Below are 22,287 nucleotides of genomic sequence, written 5' to 3'. Positions count from 1 at the left end.
GTAAATTAGGAAGGTGCTATTATATGTCTAATAACTTTGTATTAATTACTGGTGCTTCTGGTGGGATTGGCTTAGAGTTAGCCCATCTATTTGCCAAAGATAATCATAACGTTTTACTTATCGCGCGTAATGAGCAAAAGTTAACTGATTTAGCTAACGATTTAATGAAAACTTACAATATTAAAGCAAAGGTACTTTCAAAAGACTTATCAAATCCTGAATCACCACAGCAAATATACGATTATTGTGAAAATGAAAAAATTGATGTTGAAGTTCTTGTAAACAACGCTGGCTTTGGAAGTTTTGGGTTCTTTGCTGAAACGGATATCAACAAAGAATTGGAATTGATTCAAGTGAACATCACAGCACTTACTTATTTAACTAAACTATTCTTGCCACGAATGGTTAAAAGAAAATCTGGCAAAATATTAAATGTAGCATCAACAGCATCTTTTCAGCCTGGACCATATTTATCTAACTATTCGGCATCAAAAGCATATGTGTTATCTCTTTCTGAGGCCATTGCAAATGAAGTAGAAGGTACTGGCGTATCAGTTAGTGTTCTTTGTCCAGGACCTACTGAAACTGGCTTTCAATCTGCTGCCGACATGGACAACTCAAAAAATTTCACAGGTGGCAAGGTGATGGATGTTAAGTCAGTAGCAATAGCAGGATATGAAGGTTTACAGAAGGGCAAGACGGTAATCATACCTGGTTTAATGAACCGTATTATGGCGACATCGGTTCGATTTGGACCTCGTAAACTTATACCTAAAATTGTTCGACGCATGGTTGAACCAACTAAATAACATGAAGCAAGCTGTCTCAAATTTGAGACAGCTTTTCCTTTTAGTTTTTTAGAAAGAACTGAATTTGACCCATAAATACAGGAAATTGACCGATAAACTTTCAATTTGACCTATAAATTTGCTCAGGTTCATAAAATGTTAGCTTATGTTTACTTTTTCACCCGCTGTTATAGATTGAAAACACGCATCGATAACTTTCATGTTTTTTAGACTTTGCTCTCCAGTATATATAGGTTGCGATTTGTTCAATACACAATTAGAGAAATGTTCTATTTGAAGGACATATTGGTCTGCTTTATAGTACTCTACTCTAGACTCTTCTTGCTCTTTTGATATGATTATTTTCCCTACGTTATTATATAAGTTAGGTGTAAATGCCCGCGGTAAAACCAATTTGCCCTTCGTACCTATTAATTCATAATATGCGCTAAAAGATCTTTCAAAACTACAATCAAAAGAAATCATCACATCGTTTTGTAATTTTAATAGAGCATATGTTGACATATCTACATGATATAGTTCGTGAATATGAGCATGAGCAAAAACATCAATAGGTTCTGAATCTAATATGTACTGAATTGCATTAATGCAGTAGCTACCAACATCATACAAGCTCCCCCCTCCTAATTTAGGAACCATACGGATATTACCTTCAAGGTCATTTAATGTAAATGAGAAGCTTGAACGCATTAGTTTAATGTCACCAATTTCACCAGATGCTATAATTTCTTTTACTCTTTTATGTTGTGGATGAAATTGATACATAAATGCTTCCATAAAAATGACATTATTCTTCCGACATGTGTCGATGATGTCCTTCATCTCTGAAGAATTCAGTGCTGCTGGTTTTTCACATAAGATATGTTTACCGTGTGTAGCAGCCTCCATTACCCATTCTGCATGTAAGCCATTAGGTAGAGGAATGTAAACAGCATCAACATTAGAATCCAATAATAAATCCTTATAACTTTTATATACATTAGGTATGGATAATGATTTAGCAACACTTTTTACGCGCTCATTTCCGCTAGCAATAGCAACTACTTCGGCATTAGTTGCTTTGTGAATCGCTGGAATAATTGCAGTTTGAGCTATATTTGCAGTACTTAGTATCCCCCATCTAATTTTCTTATACATTCTCTCATCTCCTAAACTTTTAATTCTATTATAATAGAAAAATTAAAAGACGGTATGTGAATTAAATGTTATACTTTTTTCCTCCTTAATAACGATATACAACATATAACACCGTAAATTATTGGTTAGTATTGCAACAATTGATACGATATGAGCCATAAATAAAGAAAAAAAACTTGTATAACATTAACTGCTTGTTTTTAGAATACAATTTTCGGTTAAAATTATGATAGAATAAATCGACGTGTTAATGCTATAGCGAAGTAAAAGGAGCTAAAAAATCTAATGAATGTAGTTTTAAGTACATTAAATGCAAAATATATTCACACAAGCCTATCAATTAGATATTTAAAGGCATACGCTGAACCAGAGTATGATGTACAGCTTGCAGAATATACTATTAAAGATCCAGCGATGAATATCGTGACTGATATATACAGAAAAAAACCAGATGTAGTTGGTTTCAGTTGTTATATATGGAATATAGAAGAAACAATAAAAGTGATAAAAATGCTAAAGAAAATAAACCCAAAGCTTACTATTGTATTAGGTGGTCCCGAAGTGACATATGATGTAAGTGAATGGTTAGATAGAATTCCTGAAGTTGATTTTATCGTCATCGGAGAAGGTGAAGAAACGTTTAAACAATTGCTTGACGAACTTAATCTTGACAATAATTTTGAAAAAATTGATGGGATTGCTTATCGACAAGAAAAACAAAAAGTTATAAAGCGTCCGCAAAAAAAGCTTGATCTAAAGTTACTGCCTTCACCTTTTCGTTTAGAAGAAGACAGGCAAAGTTTATCCAAGCGAGTAACTTATATTGAAACAAGCCGTGGCTGTCCTTTTAGTTGCCAATTTTGTCTCTCATCAATAGAAGTTGGGGTACGTTATTTTGATCGGGAAAAGGTAAAAGACGATATTCGTTATTTAATGGATAACGGTGCTAGAACAATAAAGTTTGTCGATCGAACCTTTAATATAAGCAGAAGTTATGCGATGGAGATGTTCAGGTTTTTAATTGATGAGCATAAGCCAGGTACCGTGTTCCAATTTGAGATTACTGCTGACATTATGCGTCCAGAAGTCATTGAGTTTTTGAATCAAGAAGCACCACCTGGGTTGTTTAGATTCGAAATAGGTGTTCAGTCTACAAATGATGCAACAAACGAGCTTGTCATGCGCAAGCAAAATTTCGAAAAGCTGACACGTACTGTGACGATGGTTAAGGAAGGTGGTAAGATTGACCAGCACCTTGATCTAATTGCCGGCCTACCTGAAGAAAACTATGGATCATTCCGTAAGACTTTTAATGATGTTTTTGCTATGCGACCTGAAGAACTGCAGCTTGGCTTTTTGAAAATGCTACGAGGAACAGGACTTCGACTAACTGCACATGACCACGGCTATAAATATATGGACACATCACCATATGAAATTCTGGAAAATGATATTTTACCATTTGATGACATTATGCGTATTAAACAGGTTGAAGACGTGTTAGAAAAGTATTGGAATGACCACAGAATGGATCAAACGATAGAATTCCTTGTAACTAATAGCTATCCTACTCCATTTGACTTCTTTCAATTATTCGGTACGTATTGGGATGAACAAGGTTGGATTAGAATTGGACATCAATTGGAGGATTTATTTAAAAGGTTATATCAATTTTTGCACGAAACAAATGTAAAAGATTTGGCCATTATTTCAGGATTAATGAAATATGATTATTTACGTAAGCAAAAGCATAAACCACGTAAACCGTGGTGGAATGATTTACTAGAAAAACCAATTAGAGCAGCATATTATCGTGATATTGTTAACAACCCTCACGTTTTCGGACGTCAATTTACACATTTACAACTTAGTGAAAAAGATATACACAAGCACACCGTCATTGAAGAGCTTAGTTTTAATCTTTCACACTATTTATTATCAAATAAAATTGTTCATGAGCAAACATTGTTATTAGTATATTTTGATCCATCGACAAACAAGACAAGTTACTTTACATCAACGATAGATAATATAGCTAAAACCAAATAATTTAACATAAGGTGGAGATGTATCTCCACCTTTGAAAAGTTGCTACTCTTTGTCACAGTTCTTATTTTTCGACTCAAGTGCTCCTTCGTAGGGCTTCATTGCATTATAATCCCCTAGCTCCCCACCAAACTCTTCACGTAATAAATCTTTAGACATCTTATGGTTTTGATCACCTGCGTGCTGTTTCTTCTGCATTCTTTTTCCCATGAATCTTTACTCCTCCTCTTTTCTTTGCTGATACCCTTTTTTAGAGTTTCTATTGGCCCCTTTTATTGGCTCTTCATAGTCAGCTTCAGCTGAAAACTCAGTATCAGGTAGACTTTCCTTTGGGGTAAAATTATTATTTCTTGCTGCATTATATTTTACTTTTCGTTTCATCTTATTCCCTCCAAACACACTTACTGACGTTCTGTATTTTTATATGCAATCAAAATAATTTCCTCACCTGTATCAGTTCTAAGCTCTTCCTCAATACGCTGAACTTTTGTTAAATCATCTGATGCAAGCTGGGCAATTGCAAAAGTATCATTGTTCATATTTTCACCTGCCTGTACTTTTCATCATTGTCCTTCACCTTTTATATTGTTCGAACGACTAAAACGTATGCATGATAAATGAAAAATTCGATTATAATACCAATAAGGTTGTGAGTAAGCTTGTTCATTAGTATAAACCCTTTCATCTAATTTAAAGATCTATAGCTGAGAAAGATACAAGTTTGAAAAAACAAGCAATACAGTAGACATATATAATAACAATTTGAAATATAGTGAGGTGTAGACTCAGTGGCTAAAAAAGAGGATAAGATATCATCACCAATACTTGACGAAACTCAACCCCATCAAATTAACGCTCCAAGCTTTAAAGGAACTGGTAAAAAAATGCAAGAGCCTTTTGTTAATAAAAATGGTGTTGTCATAGGTGATAGCATGTATAATTCTCCAAATTCACCACTAAATCAATGGAGTGATGACATTGATCCTGAAATTATGGCTGGTGATGATTGGGTACATCCTACTAATGACATTGGTTGGAACACACCAGAAAATAGAGATTTAATTGAAAAGAACAACAATCCAAATGGTGCACCTTTCATGCATCCCACAGAAGATACGAGTTACGGTACTGATTAATATTAATAAATAGAAGTGGCTCATAAGCATGTTACAAGTAGCATTTTCAATCTCCCCCTGTGTCTATATTACTTTTGAGCCACATTTATATTATTTTCCACATTATAGTTATATATTTTTTTCGATCGTTCTTTAATAGGTAATTGTTAAGCTTATAAAGAAAATACTACGTGATCCTCTCATGCATTAATGTATTTATTTTCTTCTTCTAGCATAATTATTTTGTTATTATTTAACTTGTGGACATCATCTATATGATAATTTCTTAACTTACCTATTAATTTCTACCTATATACCTCTAGCGAAAAATTCATCTTCTACTCTCTACTTATGAAATATACATTTCTCAAATGTTTAGATCACTTATAATCCTTTAACTACAAAAATATTAGAAAATATTGAAATATAATAAAAATTATATTATATTAAGATTATCAACTTTATTACTATTCTTTATATTCTGAAATTGATTAATTTGAACTAGTAATACAGTTGAAACAAATACATAAGGGGGAAAAAAATGAAAAAAAGATTTGGAATTTTCACAGTTTTTCTTTTATTGGTAGTTGCAGCTATTTCTGGATGCTCAGATGATGCATCAAGTGAAGAGTCAAAATCACTACTTGATACAGTAAAAGACAGAGGAAAATTAATTGCTGGTGTTAACGGTTCATTACCTGGTTTTGGTTATGTAGGAACTGATGGAGAATATACTGGTTTTGATGTAGACTTTGCTAAGGCAATTGCAGTTGCTGTTTTAGGGGATGCAAACGCGATAGAATATCGTCCACTTACATCAGATGAGCGTTTCACAGCTGTACAATCTGGTGAGGTAGACGTATTAGTTCGTAATACAACTTGGACAACAAACCGTGACTCAGAAGTTGGTTTAAACTTTGCACCTGTCACGTTTTATGACGGACAAGGGATAATCGTTCGTAAAGACAGCGGAATTAACAGTTTACAAGATTTAGAAGGTGCTCGTATTTCTGTTGACCAAGGAACGACAACTGAGCTTAACTTAGCTGACGTACTTGATTCTTTAGGAATTCAATATGAAGCTGCAGTTTTTGATACACAGGATGCGGCTGTTCAAGCATATGAAGAAGGATCTGTTGATGCTTGGACAACAGATAAATCTGGGTTAATCGCAAGACAAGCAAACATGGAAAACCCTAGTGATCACAAAATCTTAGACGAAACTTTATCAAAAGAGCCACTAGGACCTTCAGTTATTGGTGGAGATGACACATGGTTTGATATCGTAAAATGGGTTACTTTTGCTACTATGCGTGCTGAGGAATTAGGCATTACTTCTGAAAACGTAGATGAAATGTTAAATAGTGATAACAAAGAGATCCAGCGTTTATTAGGTCAAGATGGAAACCTTGGAGAACAGTTACATCTTGATAATGATTTCGCTTATAAAGTTATTAAAGAAGTTGGAAACTACGGTGAAATTTTCGAACGTAATTTAGGGTCTGTTTTCGGTTTAGAGCGTGGCTTAAATGATACGTATTTAAACGGTGGATTAATGTATTCTCCTCCGTTCCGCTAAATTTAACTTTGTATGCTTTAATAATGAACGAAAGGTCTGCAAATTTATGTTGTTACTAATGCAGACCTTTTCAATTGTGAGGTGGATGTATGAAAAAAGATGTATCAGTGTCAACTCCGTTTTGGCGAGACAAAAGAGTTATTCCGATTTTACTACAACTAAGCTTTGCAGTCGTTGTCATTTTATTTGGTGCGTATTTTGCAATTAACGCAATAAACGGGTTGGAGAAGATCGGCATTGCTTTTGGTTTCTCCTTTTTAAGTCAAACAGCTGGTTTTGGAATATCCGATAGTATAATCGAGTACGCATCAACTGATACCTATGGAAGAGCATTACTTGTCGGGATTGTAAACACACTAAAGGTTGCATTTTTCGGGATTATATTTGCTACTATAATCGGCATAGTTGCTGGTATTTCAAGACTTTCTTCAAACTGGCTAGTAAACAAATCATCAAGTATTTATATTGAAGTATTCAGGAATACTCCTTTACTTGTACAGATATTCATTTGGTATTTTGCTGTATTGCTTCAATTACCTAAAATACAGGAAGTTGAATCAAATGCTTTAATTTTTACAAATCGTGGAGTCGCTATTCCATGGTTTACCCAAACTTCTGGTACTCTCTTATGGACAATTCTTCTATTATTAGGAATCATCCTTTCTATTATCATGTGGCGTGTTCAACTTAAAAGGCAAATTGACTTAGGAAAACGAACTTACCCTTTTATTTGGTCAGCAGCTGTGATAATCATTTCGATGGTAGCAGCTTTTATCGTTACGCAACAGGCTCCATTCCATCTTTCAACCCCTTCTATTGAAGGAAAAGGATTTACCGGTGGTTATGTACTTAGGCCCGAATTTCTTGCATTGCTGATGGCGTTAAGTGTTTATACATCAACTTATATTGCAGAAGTTGTTCGAGCGGGGATTTTAGGTGTAAAACAAGGGCAAAAAGAAGCAGCTAATGCATTGGGACTAAAACCGTCGACTACTATGAGGCTCGTTGTTTTCCCACAAGCCATTAGGATTATCATCCCTCCTGTTACGAGCCAATATTTAAATTTAATAAAAAACTCAAGTTTAGGAGTTGCAATTGGATTTCAAGAACTTGTAAGTGTAGGTAAAACTACGTTAGGCCAAAATGGACGAGCGATTGAAGTAGTTCTTATCTGGATAGCAGTATATTTACTCATTAATTTATTTACAGCCTTATTAATGAATATCTTTAACAAAAAAGTACAAATCGTTGAAAGGTAGGTGGTAACGATGGGGAATATTGGTGTTGAAAAGCAAGAACCGAAACAACTTGATGTAAATTCTGATAAAGAACCTAACAAGGTAGTACAATGGTTAAAAGCAAATCTTTTTAGTAACTTGGCAAATACAGCATTAACACTTGTATCTATCGTTATAGCCTATTTTGTCATTAAAAATGCTTCGTACTGGATTTTTGTTACTGCAGAGTGGCGAGTTGTTGCTGATAACTTTAAACTCTTTGTCGTTGGTCAATATCCTGTTGCTGACATTTGGCGAGTTTGGGTATTATTAGCCTATGTATCTACTATGCTTGGGTTTTCATATGGTATTTGGAAAGGAATCGTTAGACCAATTGCATGGACACTTGGAATTATCATGTTAATTGTAGCCTGCCTCCCATTCGTAGAAGGTATAACGAGAATTTGGTTAGGTGCAAACATTGTCATTTTAATTGCAGCTTATTTTCTAGCAATTAAATTTAACAAATTAAAAAACGTTACTCTCATTGGCTGGTTTTTATTATTCCCTATTTCTATTTTCTTACTGTCTGGGTTCGGTATATTACCTGAGGTAAGCACGAGTGTCTGGGGAGGATTTTTACTAACATTATTAATCGCTTTGGTCGCTATCGTCTTTTCATTTCCTATTGGCATTTTGCTTGCACTAGGAAGACGTAGTAATCTTCCAATTGTAAAATGGTTTAGTATCCTATTCATTGAGCTCGTTCGAGGTATTCCGTTAATTACAGTGCTATTTATTTCCCAACTGATGGTTCCTTTGTTTTTGGGAGATGGAATTGAAGTAGATAATGTGTTACGTGCTATGATTGGGTTTATCATGTTTTCAGCCGCTTACTTAGCAGAAAATGTTCGTGGTGGATTACAAGCTATTCCACGTGGACAGTTTGAAGCAGCTCAAGCCTTAGGCTTAAACAAGACTTTGATGACTGGATTTATTATATTACCACAAGCGTTAAAAATTGTCATACCACCTATTGTTGGTTTATATATCGGTATTTTTAAAGATACCGTTCTTGTTACAATTGTTGGTTTATCTGATTTATTAGGTATGGCAAAGAAAATAATTGCAAATCCACAATATTTAGGTACACATATGGAATCATACGTTTTTGTAGCCTTTGTGTTCTTTATTTTCTGTTACTTAATGTCTTACGTAAGTAGAAAGCTAGAAGCAACACTCGCAGTTGGGAAACGATAGGAGGTATTATATATGAGTAGTATTTTTGCAGTTGAAAAATTAACGACACCGCTTGAAGAAAGAGACGATATTATAACCGTTAACAATTTAGACAAATGGTTTGGAAAGCTACATGTGTTAAAAAACGTTGATATTACAGTAAAAGAAGGTGAAGTGGTCGTTATTCTTGGTCCTTCCGGCTCTGGAAAATCAACTTTTATTCGAACAATAAATGCATTGGAAGAATTTCAAAATGGAGAAATTATTGTTGACGGCATTAGCTTAACAAATGATGTGAAGAACATAGAAGAAATTCGTAAAGAAACAGGAATGGTATTTCAACAGTTTAACCTATTTCCTCATATGACAATACTTAAAAATATTACATTAGCCCCTATTTGGGTTCGTCGATGGAAAAAGGAAAAAGCAGAAAAAATTGCCCATGAGCTCCTTGAGCGGGTCGGTATTCCAGAGCAAGCAGATAAATACCCAGGTCAGCTATCAGGTGGACAGCAGCAGCGTGTGGCGATTGCTCGAGCACTAGCTATGCAACCAAAAATTATGTTATTTGATGAACCAACATCAGCCCTTGATCCAGAAATGGTTCGTGAAGTGCTTGATGTTATGAAAACATTGGCAGAATCTGGTATGACAATGCTCGTCGTTACCCATGAAATGAATTTCGCAAGAGAAGTTGCAGACCGTATCGTCTTGTTTGACCATGGTGAAATTGTTGAAACTGGTACTCCTGAAGAACTATTTGACAATCCTCAACATGAGCGAACAAAAGCATTTTTATCTCAAATTTTATAACATAATCATTAAAATAAAAAAGGATCTCGTTTATCTACGACTTGCACTGGAGCCATATATATCTCTCGAAGGTAACGTATACCTTCGAGAGATATATCGAAGTGACCTCGAGAAGGCTACGTGCTGGAACTAACAAATTACATATAACACAGCAAAGCCTGACCTTTATATTGGTCAGGCTTTCCAATGTTTTCTAGTGTGTAATTATCCAATAATAACCCGCTCTTTCGGAAAATGATAATTTGGCTCTTTTGACCGCTTTCCTATTAAAAAGAGGAATGTTAACAACCCTATTCTTCCTATAAACATTAACAAAATGATGATTATTTTTCCTATCACACTTAACCCTGGTGTTATACCCATTGATAGACCTGTTGTTCCGAATGCAGAGCTCACTTCAAAAATAATCTCTGTTAATGTGAAAGGCTCAGTTAAAGTTAATATGACAATAGCTAGTGAAAACATCATAAATGCCATCATGGTAACTACTAATGATTTAACCACATCTTCCTCATGAAGTTCTCTTTTAAATACTTTAACCGTTTTACGACCTTTAGCAAAATGGAATAAGAATAGTAAATTTAACGCAAAGGTAGTCGTTCTAATACCTCCACCTACTGAGCTGGGAGAAGCTCCGATAAACATAAGAGCACACAAAACTAACAAGGTAGGTTCAGTAAACTCACTAACGTTCATCGTCGATAAACCTCCACTCCGCGTTGTGACCGACTGGAATAGAGCATAGAAAAAAGATTCATGCCATGTTTTATCAGCAAAGAAATGATTAAATTCAAATAGCAGAATGATAAGTGTACCAAAGATTAATAAGCTAAAGTAAGTTATTGTTGTAATCTTTGTAAAAAGTGAGAAGCGATAGCTCTGACCATTCTCCCTTTTATTTAATAAATAATCTTTTACTTCAATTAGTACTGGAAACCCTATCGCTCCTAAAGTAATTAAGATAATCGTAATAAATTGTACGAAATAATCCTTAGCAAACGGCACCAGTGATTGCCCAGTAATATCAAAACCACCATTTGTTGTCGCACTAACTGATGCAAATAAACCGTGTAAATATGCCTCCTGCCAAGTTGGATAATACTTCAAAAAGTATGTCCCTAAAATAACTGCACCAATGAGTTCAATGATAATAATGAGCCAAAGAATTTGCTTCATTAAGATGACTAAACCAGATAAATTTGATTGGTTATGATCGGTCATAATTAACCGACGTTGCCTCAAACCAATCTTTTTACCGATTAAAACATAAATGAATGTCCCTAAAGTCATAATACCAATACCACCAACTTGAAGCATTAACAAAAGGATAAACACACCTGTAGTACTGAATGTATCTGCAGTTGACACAACAGTTAATCCTGTGACACTTACTGCACTAACTGCAGTAAATAAAGCATCCAAAAAAGATAGTTCAATACCTGGTTTATGCGCAACAGGTAAACTGATTAAAATTGTTGATATTGAGACTGCCAAAAAATAATAACTGACAATAATTTGAAAAGGTGTTAAGCCACTTATGCGTTCACGAAATTTTTTCAACATTAATTCTTCATTCCCTCATTCATTACATATACACATAATCATATCATAAAAAAATATCATTGTTACATGAAAAAATGGATGTATTCATTAAGTATAAACGTACAATCAATTTACCACATTTTTAATAAAGTATTAATATACAATGAAAGGAGGAATGGTATTTATGAGTGATGGGTTTGGATCTATTTTTGCTTTGGTTATCGTTTTATTCGTGCTGTTAATCATTATCGGTTGTGCTTGTGTAAGACCACCAGCTCCTGTGCTTCCTGCACGAAGATGTCCCTTATGCTAGAACGACAAGCATTAATCTGCAATTAGCCAAATTACCACCTTCTTTACGAAATGAACAAAACTACCATCCTTTTGAATTGCATAAGAGAGGGAGGCTAACTCCTCTCTTTTTATTATGCGTTTTTCCACCTTGATTGTTGCTGATTGTACAAAGAGATGAACAGAAAAACCACGATCGTTTTAAGCATCTTTTCTTCTCCAAAGAATATAGCAATTATATAGGGCATTGATTGTTGTTTTCTTACAAATAGATGTCTATAGTTTCATGGCACCTTTAGAAATGATGATAATCACAAAAAACTTCGAAAGAACAATATGGCATACGAAAAGAGCTTTTATATAAAACGTACCTATCTGTATATTAGCTAAATGAGTTTTGAATATTATGACGTTTTATCGGGAATTGTAAGCACCATCACTTTTACCTCCGAACATAACTTTTGCGTTGAACAGATGTTTTTATAATGTTACACATAGCTCCTAACATACATATTTTTTTTGTTTTTCCAAATATTTATTGCCTGTTGAAACGATATTTATATCTTCCTTCCGCATAAAATTATCATGACGTTTAACACTATAATTAATAAGAATATTTCATTCTTATAATGTTTTACACATAAACAAGGAGATGATTTGAAATGGGGCGTAGTAGTAATAAATTACTTGTGCCTGGTATAGAACAGGCGTTAGATCAAATAAAATTTGAAATCGCTCAAGAATTTGGCGTGAATTTAAGTCCAGATAGTGCATCACGAGCAAATGGGTCTGTAGGTGGAGAAATTACGAAAAGACTCGTCACTCAAGCTCAGCATCATATTAACGGGCAGTTTCCTAAATAATAAGGTGAAGGTCACCACACAAAAAATTTAATACCATATGGATAAAACCGAGTGATATTATCACTCGGTTCATCTCATACTGACTTATTGTCATATGCTTCGTTCTATGTATTAACTGTGTTATTCAGATTCTGGTGAAAAAGAGCGGCCAGCAAATTCATTGTCTAGCATAAAGATAGCATTGCTGTCATTTTCAATACGCTTTAATTTTTGAATAATACTATCAAATAAATCTTCTTCTTCGACTTGCTCTTCGATAAACCATTTCAAAAAATTAATCGTTGCATGTTCACGTTCATCCAATGCAATGTCTGATAATTGGTATATACGCTTGGTAACTTCCTTTTCATGGCTTAACGCTTTTTCATAAGCGTCCAACAGTGATGAAAATTCATTATTTGGTTCAGGGAAGCCTATAATTGTTGCACGTTCACCTAAAGCATTTATAAAGTTATAAAATTTCATCGCATGAAAACGTTCTTCCTCTGCTTGAACTAAAAAGAAGTTCGCAAAACCATCAAAGCTTTCAGACGAACAGTATGCTGCCATTGCCATGTATGCATGTGCAGAATAAAATTCAAAATTCATTTGTTCATTTAAACCATCAAGTAAATTTTTACTTATCATTGTATACTCTCCTTCATTGCTATGTTGTCCATTTTTATTATAGCACTTTTATGTAGAGTATTCTAAAACGAAGTGCAACCATTTAGTAAATTTGAACATGTGTAAATTTTATATTTTATTCTTCCTCATTACTTTAGGATTTTTAGCATTGATGTATTAAGAAGAAAACACGTACAATAGTAACCAACAATTTAATACTACTTTTTATATTGCTAATTTAATAACAATAGCAACCATACATACTAAAAGAGCCTTACTTTAATAGTAAAAAATATGTTCTTATAGTTCTTTCTGTTCATCCATATTTTTTATTGTCGTCATCACTTTTTTCTTTTATGTTCATATGACCTCTTTAATCTTCTTTATCCTTTTTGCTCTCATGATCCCATTTTTCTTTTTTGTTCTCATGGTCCCTTTTATCTACTTTATCCTTTTTGTTCTCATGATCCCATTTTTCTTTTTTGTCTTTTTTGTTCTCATGATCCCTTTTATCTTTTTTGTCTTTTTTGTTCTCATGATCCCTTTTATCTTTTTTATCCTTCGATTCTTTCTTCTCTAAGTTATCCCTTTGATTTTCTAACTTAATAATGTTTTCGTTTTTTAAGTTGCTAGAGGATGTTTTAGCACCCTCACCTTCCTTATGGTCTTTATCTCTATTTTCAGCTTCTTCAATTAAGTATTTACCAGTAGAGATACCCTGTTCCTCTGCTTTCTTACGTGTATTTTCATCACTTTTAACAGAGGTGACATGAATAGTATCCTTTTCTAATGTTTCAGATATTATTACAATTTTTTCTTCTAGTTTTTTTTCGACATCTTTTGTTGTAGATTCTTGATGTATTTGTACCGTTGTAATAAGTAGATTACTACCTTCAATTAAATATCCATTCTTCTTGCTTTCATCTATGATAGAATTTGTGACAAACGTAATATCTTGTTTTTCCCAATCTGGTAAATTCTCAATAATTCTTTCACCCTCGGTGTTAAGTGCTGTTACGCTTAAAACCTCTAGCTTGTTATTTATTGATAATTCTATACTTGGGTTAATATCAATTGACATATAAGCAAATACCTTATTTGGCGTATAAAATGGTAAAATAGAAATGAAAACTAATAGAGCGGCTATTGTGCTAACAAGTGCAAGCTTCCATTTTTCAATTCGTGTAATTTTTAACAAAAATGAATAACTTCTTTTCCCCTCACGAAAGGGCAGAAATATAATCTCTTGACCAATATCATATTGTTGTTCCAGCAGCTTATTTGTCCGTAAAAATTCTCCATCATCTGTTAATACTGTAACAAATTTACTGCTTATTTCCATAATGACCCCCTTTTTCAATTTTAGATCACCTCCTTCAAATATTCTTTTAGAAACAAGTAATCACCAGTGAGAATGACCGAAATGGCAATTATATATTTGCGGTTTCTCTCTATCGTTTTTCGGCTCACTTTTACTTGTTTTTCTAATTGTTTTATTGGTAACTGTTTTTTAGCCAACAAACTACCTCGAAGCTCTTCATGATCAACAAGAATCTTCGCTACAGTAATGGCATTTTGCCTAGCATCGGCATGCTTTGGTGATTGATTTACTAAATCTTGAAATGTTAAGCCAAATGTTTTAAGCTCCTGCTTATATTGCTCAATCTCTTCTTTTCGTCGTTCTTGTTCAACTTGTTTGCCATATTCTTCGAAGGATAGATGTGACTCTAGTGTTTGAGGACGGGCATCGTTTTCACTTTCATGTAAATCGTATGGTATTGACCTGTTACGTGCTTGTTTCCGAATGTAATCTATGACTCTCCTCTTAATTATTAATTCAGCAAAAGCTAAAAAAGAACGACCTTTTTCTCTTTCAAATTTTTCAATTGCGTCATTGAAAGCAATCAGACCAATGCTAAACTCATCATCTGTTTCATCAATATATCGTTTACATACAGAGGAGACAGTCTTGGCAATAAAAGGATGATATTTTTTTATAATCTTGTAATGTAATTGACTGTTACCGCTTTGGATTTCTCCAATTATTGCTTCTAATGATTTTTCTTTCTTGCCAATTTTAAACAACAGACTGAGCACCGATTACACCCCTCTTCCTAATATGAAGTTCGGTAGCTCTGCTTTTTTTATAGGGGTAGAAAATAGAAAAATAGTCATTTTTTTTGACTATTTTTTCATACCACTATATTCATCTTACTTATATAATCTACAACACTTTTATTATAACAATATGGCATGTTCAACAACATAAGCCACTAACAATTACCGAATATTACCTAAGTGTAATCAAGAAAAAAAGCACTCAATTATATTGAGTGCCTTAATACCTTGACAATTGTTAACAATATTTCTAGTTATCATTGTAGGATATGTATTTTCCTCACTTAGTGTTGGTAGCACTTTGTGTTAACACGGATTATTATATCACGTATTATTAGTGAAATGGTTACGAAATGATTACAATACATCAATTACATCATTTACTATTTTTTCATTGATGTTCTATTTTTTGTTTTTTTCCTCTTTCCTTAGTTCCTTTTCCTTTTTTTTCTGTTCTTTTTTCATTTCATGTTCTTTTTTCTTCTGTTCTTTTTCTAATTCTTTCTGACCTTTGTGATTTTGTTTCTTATTCTTGTCATGTTTTTGACCCTGAGCATCATTTTCAATGTCTTCATACAACTCATTAATTATTAGTTCAATATCATCTTCAATATTTTTTTGTTCTTCTTGTAATGCTCCAAGTTTTGTCATCTTGTCGCCAATTCGCTTGTAACTTTTTTCAATATTTTTCTTTAGTGCTTCTTGTGCATTGTTATTCCCTACTTTCTCCAAAGCAGCAGTTAAAGATATAATATTTTGTGCGAGTTGTGTTTTGATATCGGTCATTTCATCTTGCTGTTCTATGTTAGTATCTCCATTATTATCGATATTAGGTTGGCTTGAATCTCCATAAATTTCGTTATTGCTATCTTCCTCACTACGGCTCTTTGCTTCCTTATCCTGTCTATCTTCAATTATACCTTCAGAATCATCTATTAGCTTTGTAGCCTTAAGGATCAATTCCTCCGCTAAATCTTTATCACCATTAGCTATTAACTTCTCGGCTTCTAACAATCTTTCAGATGAAAACCTTGCTAATAACTCAGCATCATACATATCATCAAACGAAATTGCAAGCTGTATTTTTTCAAGTGCAATTTTGATAAAATACAAAAAGTCTCCTGGTATTGTATTTGGATCTTCACTGTTTGTGTTTAAGCTTATAGTGCTTTCAATGTCGGTATTATTTTCATTTGCATGTGCAATAGTACCTGCTACCGCTATTACTCCTACTAGAGCACATGCAATAATGCCATTTCTTATAACTTTTATCAAAAACTACACACCCCTATTGTTAAAATTTCATATACGTTATAGTTGTACGAACTTATCCACTTCTTTTTGGGGTGAATTTAATATATTTAGTATTCTAAATATTTCAAAGCGGAATTTTATTGGATATTACCTTAATTAATCCTTTCTTTACGACAGGTCTCATTATCAAATTCTACCTTTTGTTGTTTTTCACTAGAGAGTAACCAACCGCCAAATGCAAGCAATATCAACCCTAGCCAAAAAATTATTTTCCACAAAAACGACTCTGGTAAATGGGATGAGATCAGACCAACCTCCTCATGTGCTAACGTATGAATACTTAATTTCAACCTACCCAACCTACTATCAGAAATGTGATTGTCTCAATTCCAGGCCTGTTTGCTAGTAATCTAACAAACCAGCTTGCCGCAAAACGCATAATGATTAAACGAAACGAAAGATCCAAATTGTATCCCACCTAATGATTATTTGTTTCTTCAACCTATTACAGATCAATAAAGCGGTCAATTGCTTTCAAACGGCGATGGGGCTTTGTTAGCAAGCACAAAAAGACCTTTGCCTATTATGGCAAAGGTCTTGCTAGACATTAAATATGCCAACAAAGCAGATGGGTTTTTATCCATGCATTGACGACTTTATTTTAAAGGTATACCCTTATCGCTACTCCCCTTTGTCAAAGAAACGAACATTTATTATGCATTCATTTCACAAAACATGGTAAACGTTGTCAAGTTTTTCGGTTTTCTCGAGTATGTAACATAACGTAAATTATGATAGTGGTTATCATAATAATAACTACAATATACATAAATCTATTAGCTATTTGTGCAATATCTTGCCATCTTGTCCCTAATTTGAACCCCATATAAACATAGCAGTATGTGATAGGAAGCGTAGCCGCAAACGTATATAAGCTAAAGCTTGTTACATTCATTTTTGCCATTCCACAAGGTATTGAAATGATCGTCCGAATCCCAGGTAAAAATCTAGCAGAAAAAGCTACAATCCCGCCGTGCTTATCAAAAAATCGCTCTGCTTTTGTTAGCTCCTTTTCACGTATTAAAAAGTATTTTCCAAACGATGTAAGGAACGGCCTTCCACCAAAACGTCCAAGTGCATACAATGTTAATGGACCAAGCGTTCCTCCAATGGTTCCAGCTAACACAACTAACCAAAAATTCATTACTCCTTGATACACAGAATAGCCAGCTAAAGGAAGAACTAATTCAGCAGGTACAAACTCAAATGTTAATGCAATTAAAATCCCAAAATACGAAAATTCTCTTAGCCAATCAACAAATAAAAAAATTAATTCTTCCAAATACATCACCAACATTCACTATTTTCGTTTTTAATAATACAAAAAGCTGTTTTCTAATAGTTTGTTGTTTCGTTCTAAGAAATAATCATATAAACAATAGATTTCTCAAAACCTATTCTTATATAAATAGACCTATGTTGTTAACAATTAAGAGCAATAGTAGTTTGCTACTTTAATAAACAAGTTGAATTTAATGACATTTCATATAAACATTTAACAAGAAGCATTTATTTGTAATTTCTTTTTATCTTCGTACGTAGCTGTTTTTTGTAATGAGAGCTAAATATTAATATAACTAACGTTCGGGATATCTCTTTTTCTCTAAATATTATAAATAATCATATCAACACATCAACTACTCAGTTGTATGTGAAAAAGTAACAAAGTTACCGAAAAGAGCCTTGTACAAAAGTATATTTTTCAACAAGTAAAAAAATGACATAAAGAAGGCAGAATGCAAATCATAAATTACATGGAGTATGTAAACAACCCCTAATTCATAATGCAACACCATACAGATATCTCTAAGTAGGTTGTTCACTTATTATTCTAGGATTTTTATTAATGATTACATATTTATTACTTCAATAATCTGGCACACTTCACAAAAAACCGTTCTTCACTTTCCTTAACAAGGTTTGTTATTTCTATGCCAACAGTTCTTGTAGGATCTTTTTTGTTATTGGTAATTATTTCTTGAATATCAAATAATTATCATATATACTGTATATATACGATATAAACAGTTAGGGGAACTTTGGAGTGAAACTATGCATATATCAGTATCTCTAAATTCAAAATCACCAATATATTCGCAAATTGTGGAGCAAATTGAAAATCAAATTCTTACAGGACACCTTAAAGAAGCGGAACTTCTTCCTTCTATTCGAAATCTTGCTCAGAATTTGAAGATAAGTGTGATAACAACGAAAAGGGCATATGATGAGTTGGAGAAAAAAGGTCTTATAACATCTGTCGCTGGCAAAGGAACTTTTGTTTCAGGTAACACAAAAGAATTAATCAGAGAAGACCAATGTAGAGGATTAGAAAATCAATTAATGCAAGTTATTATGAAAAGTAAAGTTTTAGGAATCAATCGCGAAGAATTAATTAATATGCTTATATTTTTGTATGGAGAGGATGAATAATTATATGCATGTAATTGAGTTGTGTGGGTTTTCTAAATCTTATAGAGATTTTAATTTGAATGATTTAAATATTAAGATTAACAGTGGTTACATCACCGGTTTAATTGGGCCGAATGGCGCAGGTAAAACAACGTTAATTAACGCGATTATGAACTTAATTCCACCTGATCAAGGAGAAGTTATTGTATTTAACAAGTCGATGGGAACATGGGAAAGAGAAATTAAACAAAGAATTGGTTTTGTGTACGATGAAGACTTTTATTATAACCATCTTTCTATAAAGGAAATGGGAAAGATCATCGCATCATTTTATTCAAACTGGAACGATGCTGTTTTCAAACAATATTTAACAGAATTTAAATTGCCTGAACGTAAAAAAATCGGTAACTTATCAAAAGGAATGAAAATCAAATTCTCCTTGGCAGCTGCACTCGCACATGAACCTGATTTATTAATAATGGATGAACCTACCTCTGGGCTTGATCCTGTGTTTAGAAGGAAAGTATTATCGATATTAAGTGATTATATTCAAAATGAAAATCGATCAGTTCTTTTTTCAACTCATATAAGTACAGATTTAGAAAGGATAGCAGATTACATTGTTTATATAAGTAACGGACATTTAATATTTAGTGGTAGTAAAGAGGACCTATTAGATGAATATTTTATATTAAAAGGACCTATTGGATCACTGCCAATGAATAAACAATTATTAGGTTTACAGCAATCTCCTCTAGGATTCGAAGGTTTAATTTCAAAAAACATTTTTTCTGAAAGCTCATTTGATAGTCAAGTTGTTGTAGAGAAACCTACATTAGATGATATTTTGGTTTATACACAGGGGGCTTGTTAAAAATGATGAAACTACTTATGAAAGATTTACAAATTCAAAGAAGGTTTATATTTCTTGGATTTGTATTCATCGGTTTTTTCTTTTTTCTATTAGGCGCTTTTGAAGGTTTACCTCTTGCTGTACCAGCAGCACTATTCAGCCACTTCTTAATTGTACTTGCAAGTAAATCTGATGAGAAAAATAATAACAGTCGATTGTTGGCTTCTTTTCCACTTCGCAGAAAGGATATCGTAACCTCAAAATATATAGGAATTTTTATGTTCATGGCAATCTCCTTCTTTATAACCACCTTATGGAGGTGGGTCACCGGTTTTTTTCTTCCTGCAAATGAACTCCCTTGGTTTAGTGTTCAATCTGTAGTAATATCTATTCTCATTTTACTTCTGTTTTATAGTATTTATTTTCCTATTTTTTTCATGACGGGATCTCGTCTCGTACAGGTCCTAGATTTAATAGTTATATTGACGATAGGTGGCTTGATCATATTAGGTTTACGAATATTAGAATGGATAGATATAAACATTAGTTTTATACTCTCCGACTTATTGAGATACAATGTAATATCTCTGTCCTTTTGGTTATCTACCATATGTTTAATGTTAATAATCATGTCTTGGGTTCTTTCTATTTTTGTTTACGAACGTAGAAATATATAAAGGGGGAGAATTATGTTTGTACGAATTTTCCATAGACTAGGCAAAAAGTGGATTAATGTAGTATTCGTTGTTGTAAGCATACTACTAATAGTTGGAGTTATTTATTTCGTAGTATAAACAGTGTTTTAAAATTATGCTAAATAATTCTATATTTATGCAATTGACCTTATTTTACATGAGAAAAGATGCGACGAGCGCTTTGCTTATACGTATTGATTTCTTAGTACGAAAAACAACGATCCATGCGAAAACAGCCTTTATAAAAAATAAGAATCCATTTTGATCAATCTTATAATCAAAATGGATTCTATCTATTTATTACAAAGTACTCGTTAAAGTATTTTTGATCAAACTTTATTCCGAACTAACAATGAGTAGTAATCTAGTTAACAAATTCAAAACTGTTTCATTATCGTATCGTACTATCTAATAATAAGTTGTTTATTTTTATCATGTTTATGTTCATTATAATAAGCGACCATTTCTTTAACACCAGATTTAAAATCAGGACATGTAATTCCACTACCTTTTAAATCATTTTTAGCAGTAGAACAATCAAACCTTGCTTCATACGAAAAATAGTCTAAGGATTCTTTCTCCACTCCTAATACCTTACGCAAGTTTTTAATCTGCAAGAAAGCTCTTGTTAAAGAAATTGGGATTCTACCACGCGGTTTCTTGTGTAAGAGTTCACCCATTAACATTGTATAAACTTCACTAGCCTTATACGGAGAAGGGTCTGTTAAATGATATGTTTTCCCCTTCCCAACACTAGCGTGACCTAGATAGCAGGAAGCAGCAATAATATAGTCAACAGGCACTAGGTTCAGCTCTACTTGACCTCTGCCAATGTTAGGCAAGATAGGTAAAAAGCGCAATCGATCAAGAAAATTCAAGATAAAGTACGGCCCATCAAACTTTATTGTTTCCCCTGTTATAGAGTCCCCCTTCACAATTCCAGGACGAATGATGGTTGTTGGGACTTCATTGAAAATCTTTTTAACAAGCACTTCTGCTTCATATTTCGTTTCTTCGTAATAATTTTGAAAGGTTTGATTTTTTTCTAATTCAGATTCCAAAATTGTTCCTGCACGGTCTCCTGCAACATAAGCTGTACTAAAGTAAATGTATCTTTGAAGCTTGTTCATTTCTTTTACAAATTCATTCACCTTACTTGTACCTTGTACATTCACAAGGTATGCAACATCTTTTGGTACGGCTAGATCATAAATAGCTGCTAGGTGAAAAACATGTGTAACAGTAGTCCTTAATGAAGCCATATACTTATCAGCTATACCTAGGTTATCCTTGGTTATATCACCAGGTAAAATGGAAAATTGAGTCTTATCAATTAACTTATCTTCAGATAGCCTCTCTATTTCCTTTTCGGCTTCGTTAATCATATCAGGCAAAACAAGCGCGTAAATATGATCAATTTCATAGCTCTCCTTCATCATATAGCGAATAATTTGACTTGCAATAAATCCAGGAAAGCCTGTGAAAAAATAAGTATTCCCCATTGTTTCTCCCCCCATAAAATATATCTTATCTAAACATTCAGAATTCATTTCCTAACTTTAGTTTATCGTATTTACGCTATTTTGCAACCGTTTACAAAATAGATTTTTTAAACTGTACTCACATTAATACTTATTTTCC

At 33.3% G+C, this 22,287-nt stretch carries 24 protein-coding genes; 12 read left to right on the top strand and 12 right to left on the bottom strand.

Annotated features, from left to right (window positions below; genetic code table 11):
- Positions 1-23 precede the first annotated feature (23 nt).
- Complete coding sequence (locus ACSVDA_RS09370) at positions 24-809, top strand: SDR family NAD(P)-dependent oxidoreductase (RefSeq protein ID WP_485882655.1); 786 nt, start codon at positions 24-26, stop codon at positions 807-809.
- 138 nt (positions 810-947) lie between these two features.
- Here the strand turns inward: ACSVDA_RS09370 and ACSVDA_RS09365 are convergent, their stop codons facing one another.
- Positions 948-1,946: a Gfo/Idh/MocA family protein gene (locus tag ACSVDA_RS09365; protein WP_485882653.1), complete on the bottom strand. Its 999-nt coding sequence runs from the start codon at positions 1,944-1,946 to the stop codon at positions 948-950.
- A gap of 285 nt (positions 1,947-2,231) precedes the next feature.
- On the opposite strand from ACSVDA_RS09365, the gene ACSVDA_RS09360 reads away from it, so the two are divergent.
- Complete coding sequence (locus ACSVDA_RS09360; protein WP_485882652.1) at positions 2,232-3,995, top strand: B12-binding domain-containing radical SAM protein; 1,764 nt, start codon at positions 2,232-2,234, stop codon at positions 3,993-3,995.
- A 42-nt stretch (positions 3,996-4,037) separates the two neighbouring features.
- On the opposite strand, the gene ACSVDA_RS09355 is transcribed toward ACSVDA_RS09360, so the two are convergent.
- From ACSVDA_RS09355 to ACSVDA_RS09345, 3 genes are read right to left on the bottom strand one after another with little or no spacing between them, the layout of a single operon-like run.
- Positions 4,038-4,202 carry a hypothetical protein gene (locus tag ACSVDA_RS09355; protein WP_320209390.1) on the bottom strand — a complete coding sequence of 55 codons (165 nt, stop codon included), beginning with the start codon at positions 4,200-4,202 and terminating at the stop codon, positions 4,038-4,040.
- Between the two features lie 6 nt (positions 4,203-4,208).
- Positions 4,209-4,373 carry a hypothetical protein gene (locus ACSVDA_RS09350; protein WP_485882650.1) on the bottom strand — a complete coding sequence of 55 codons (165 nt, stop codon included), beginning with the start codon at positions 4,371-4,373 and terminating at the stop codon, positions 4,209-4,211.
- Between the two features lie 20 nt (positions 4,374-4,393).
- Positions 4,394-4,531, bottom strand: a complete 138-nt coding sequence (locus ACSVDA_RS09345) for a hypothetical protein (protein ID WP_320209392.1) — start codon at positions 4,529-4,531, stop codon at positions 4,394-4,396.
- A gap of 249 nt (positions 4,532-4,780) precedes the next feature.
- On the opposite strand from ACSVDA_RS09345, the gene ACSVDA_RS09340 reads away from it, so the two are divergent.
- The 5 genes from ACSVDA_RS09340 (at position 4,781) to ACSVDA_RS09320 (ending at position 9,955) form a co-directional block, all read left to right on the top strand.
- A complete protein-coding gene (locus ACSVDA_RS09340) occupies positions 4,781-5,128 on the top strand; it encodes a DUF3905 domain-containing protein (protein ID WP_485882648.1) in 348 nt (115 codons plus the stop codon).
- A gap of 520 nt (positions 5,129-5,648) precedes the next feature.
- The gene (locus ACSVDA_RS09335) at positions 5,649-6,686 is read left to right on the top strand and encodes an amino acid ABC transporter substrate-binding protein (protein WP_485882646.1); all 1,038 of its coding nucleotides are present in this window, start codon (positions 5,649-5,651) and stop codon (positions 6,684-6,686) included.
- A gap of 89 nt (positions 6,687-6,775) precedes the next feature.
- On the top strand, positions 6,776-7,945 hold the full coding sequence (locus ACSVDA_RS09330; protein WP_485882644.1) for an amino acid ABC transporter permease: 1,170 nt from the start codon (positions 6,776-6,778) through the stop codon (positions 7,943-7,945).
- 9 nt (positions 7,946-7,954) lie between these two features.
- Positions 7,955-9,163, top strand: coding sequence for an amino acid ABC transporter permease (locus ACSVDA_RS09325; protein ID WP_485882643.1), 1,209 nt, complete (start codon positions 7,955-7,957; stop codon positions 9,161-9,163).
- A 12-nt stretch (positions 9,164-9,175) separates the two neighbouring features.
- A complete protein-coding gene (locus ACSVDA_RS09320; protein WP_320209397.1) occupies positions 9,176-9,955 on the top strand; it encodes an amino acid ABC transporter ATP-binding protein in 780 nt (259 codons plus the stop codon).
- A gap of 204 nt (positions 9,956-10,159) precedes the next feature.
- On the opposite strand, the gene ACSVDA_RS09315 is transcribed toward ACSVDA_RS09320, so the two are convergent.
- Complete coding sequence (locus ACSVDA_RS09315) at positions 10,160-11,518, bottom strand: TrkH family potassium uptake protein (RefSeq protein ID WP_485882641.1); 1,359 nt, start codon at positions 11,516-11,518, stop codon at positions 10,160-10,162.
- 163 nt (positions 11,519-11,681) lie between these two features.
- Between ACSVDA_RS09315 and ACSVDA_RS09310 the strand changes: the two genes are divergently transcribed.
- Positions 11,682-11,810: a YjcZ family sporulation protein gene (locus ACSVDA_RS09310; protein ID WP_214482063.1), complete on the top strand. Its 129-nt coding sequence runs from the start codon at positions 11,682-11,684 to the stop codon at positions 11,808-11,810.
- Between the two features lie 640 nt (positions 11,811-12,450).
- Positions 12,451-12,651 (top strand): alpha/beta-type small acid-soluble spore protein, encoded by a 201-nt coding sequence (locus ACSVDA_RS09305; protein ID WP_214482057.1) that lies wholly within the window; start codon positions 12,451-12,453, stop codon positions 12,649-12,651.
- 120 nt (positions 12,652-12,771) lie between these two features.
- On the opposite strand, the gene ACSVDA_RS09300 is transcribed toward ACSVDA_RS09305, so the two are convergent.
- The 6 genes from ACSVDA_RS09300 to ACSVDA_RS09275 form a co-directional block, all read right to left on the bottom strand.
- Positions 12,772-13,278 carry a ferritin gene (locus tag ACSVDA_RS09300; protein ID WP_485882638.1) on the bottom strand — a complete coding sequence of 169 codons (507 nt, stop codon included), beginning with the start codon at positions 13,276-13,278 and terminating at the stop codon, positions 12,772-12,774.
- A 352-nt stretch (positions 13,279-13,630) separates the two neighbouring features.
- Positions 13,631-14,617, bottom strand: a complete 987-nt coding sequence (locus ACSVDA_RS09295) for an anti-sigma factor domain-containing protein (RefSeq protein WP_485882637.1) — start codon at positions 14,615-14,617, stop codon at positions 13,631-13,633.
- Positions 14,618-14,619: 2 nt separating this feature from the next.
- Positions 14,620-15,354 carry an RNA polymerase sigma factor SigI gene (gene sigI / locus ACSVDA_RS09290; RefSeq protein ID WP_485882635.1) on the bottom strand — a complete coding sequence of 245 codons (735 nt, stop codon included), beginning with the start codon at positions 15,352-15,354 and terminating at the stop codon, positions 14,620-14,622.
- 423 nt (positions 15,355-15,777) lie between these two features.
- Positions 15,778-16,650, bottom strand: a complete 873-nt coding sequence (locus ACSVDA_RS09285; protein WP_485882633.1) for a DUF5667 domain-containing protein — start codon at positions 16,648-16,650, stop codon at positions 15,778-15,780.
- A 131-nt stretch (positions 16,651-16,781) separates the two neighbouring features.
- A complete protein-coding gene (locus ACSVDA_RS09280) occupies positions 16,782-16,979 on the bottom strand; it encodes a hypothetical protein (protein WP_485882631.1) in 198 nt (65 codons plus the stop codon).
- Positions 16,980-17,377: 398 nt separating this feature from the next.
- Entirely contained in the window at positions 17,378-17,977 is a 600-nt protein-coding gene (locus tag ACSVDA_RS09275) for a DedA family protein (RefSeq protein WP_485882721.1), read from the bottom strand.
- Positions 17,978-18,741: 764 nt separating this feature from the next.
- Between ACSVDA_RS09275 and ACSVDA_RS09270 the strand changes: the two genes are divergently transcribed.
- Genes ACSVDA_RS09270 through ACSVDA_RS09260 form a run of 3 tightly spaced genes read left to right on the top strand, consistent with a single transcriptional unit; the run spans position 18,742 to position 20,628 of the window.
- A complete protein-coding gene (locus tag ACSVDA_RS09270) occupies positions 18,742-19,119 on the top strand; it encodes a GntR family transcriptional regulator (protein ID WP_485882629.1) in 378 nt (125 codons plus the stop codon).
- On the top strand, positions 19,112-19,972 hold the full coding sequence (locus tag ACSVDA_RS09265; protein ID WP_485882627.1) for an ABC transporter ATP-binding protein: 861 nt from the start codon (positions 19,112-19,114) through the stop codon (positions 19,970-19,972). Before ACSVDA_RS09270 ends, ACSVDA_RS09265 begins: the two co-directional genes overlap by 8 nt.
- 2 nt (positions 19,973-19,974) lie before the next feature.
- Positions 19,975-20,628 (top strand): ABC-2 transporter permease, encoded by a 654-nt coding sequence (locus ACSVDA_RS09260; RefSeq protein WP_485882625.1) that lies wholly within the window; start codon positions 19,975-19,977, stop codon positions 20,626-20,628.
- Positions 20,629-21,050: 422 nt separating this feature from the next.
- On the opposite strand, the gene ACSVDA_RS09255 is transcribed toward ACSVDA_RS09260, so the two are convergent.
- A complete protein-coding gene (locus ACSVDA_RS09255; RefSeq protein WP_485882623.1) occupies positions 21,051-22,148 on the bottom strand; it encodes an SDR family oxidoreductase in 1,098 nt (365 codons plus the stop codon).
- Positions 22,149-22,287: the final 139 nt, after the last annotated feature.

This window comes from Cytobacillus sp. Hm23 (assembly GCF_051842895.1).
GTDB lineage: Bacteria > Bacillota > Bacilli > Bacillales > SM2101 > Nanhaiella.
This window is presented reverse-complemented; position numbering and strand designations above follow the sequence as displayed.